Consider the following 1325-nt stretch of genomic DNA (forward strand, 5'->3'; position numbering starts at 1 on the left):
CGCCAGCTCTACACCGGATACTTGCCAGGGACTCTTGATTCCCAGTATCTGGGCGTATAGGTCTTTGTCTCTCATAGGGGATTACGATAATCTACCCACTCCATTTGGGGAAGAGCCAATAAACAGACAGGCAATACGGCAGAAGCTCAGGAGCACAACATGGATCGAAGAATCAGCCCCCGCGTGGAATGGCATGGCCCGGTACAATTCCGCAGCGGCGAAGAAGAATTCCGTACCGGCTTCCTGGCCGATATCAGCACGACAGGAGCAATGGTATGGCTACCGGTATCCCTGCAGGTGGGTGACAAGCTGGAAGTGGTGATGAAGGCGGAATATGATCCTGCGCCGGTACACATGCACATGCAGGTGAAACGCTGTGTGGATGAGGCACGTCACGGTTATCATGGCTACGGCTGTACGCTGGAGATCCACGAACCCTGGGAACATCAGTAGAGCGCCCTTCCCTTCTTCTGCCTGACAGAAGGGAACAGCAACCGGATATCCACTATACTTGCTGCCTGGATCATCAACGCCGGCTGCTGACAAACCTGCTCTCTCTGCACCATGAAGCGTCTTATCCTCCTGTTTTTCCCTTTTCTGTTCTGTCTTGCGGCGGCGCATGCCATTGCCGAACCGCTGGACGTCTCTGCACAGTATCCCGACCCGGTAGGCAAATCACTGACTTACCTTCAGGAATCCGGTGACAGACTCAGCCTGGACCAGGCCATGGCTGCCCATGCCGGGGGCAGATTTCGCGCTTCATCCAGGGCAGTTCCGAGATTCGGCATCACCGCACAGCCCGTCTGGCTGCGCCTGCAGGTGCAAAACAGGACCGGCAAACTGGCTGCAAGAAGGCTTTCCCTGGAACGAACCTGGCTGGATGTAGTGGACTTCTACGTCGTCCGGGAGGACAGACTGGTACAGCACTGGCACACCGGAGACAACCTGCCTTTCAGTCAGCGCCCGCTCAAAACCCGTTACTTTGCCTTCAACCACGCCTATGCGCCGGGGCTTACCACACTCTACATCCGTGCAGAAACAGCCGAAGCCATGGTATTGCCCCTGTATTTCTCAACCTCCGAGCAATTTTATTCGAGAGAAATGGGCAGTGCCCACTGGTATGGCATTCTGTATGGGGGCCTGGTCGTTCTCCTGGTCTATAACCTGGTACTTTTCTTCAATCTCAGAAGCACGAGATACCTTTTCTATTCGTAACTACTCACCCCTATCAGCATAGAGCTGTCCCGAAAAGGCCATTTGAATGGCGACCAGCGGATTGTATCCCTGATTTGCCATGGTCTGCAGGTAACTGGAGATGCGGCAAT

Annotated in this window: 2 protein-coding genes; both read left to right on the forward strand. The window is 54.6% G+C overall.

What is annotated here, in order from left to right; all coding sequences use genetic code 11:
* Window positions 1-159: 159 nt before the first annotated feature.
* The gene (locus ACOCD2_RS20250; RefSeq protein ID WP_293650246.1) at window positions 160-453 is read left to right on the forward strand and encodes a PilZ domain-containing protein; all 294 of its coding nucleotides are present in this window, start codon (window positions 160-162) and stop codon (window positions 451-453) included.
* Between the two features lie 111 nt (window positions 454-564).
* The gene (locus tag ACOCD2_RS20255; protein WP_293650247.1) at window positions 565-1215 is read left to right on the forward strand and encodes a 7TM-DISM domain-containing protein; all 651 of its coding nucleotides are present in this window, start codon (window positions 565-567) and stop codon (window positions 1213-1215) included.
* The last annotated feature ends 110 nt before the right edge of the window (window positions 1216-1325 follow it).

Origin of the sequence: Thiolapillus sp., from assembly GCF_048562965.1 — a bacterium.
GTDB classification, from domain to species: Bacteria; Pseudomonadota; Gammaproteobacteria; order Chromatiales; family Chromatiaceae; genus Thiolapillus; species Thiolapillus brandeum_A.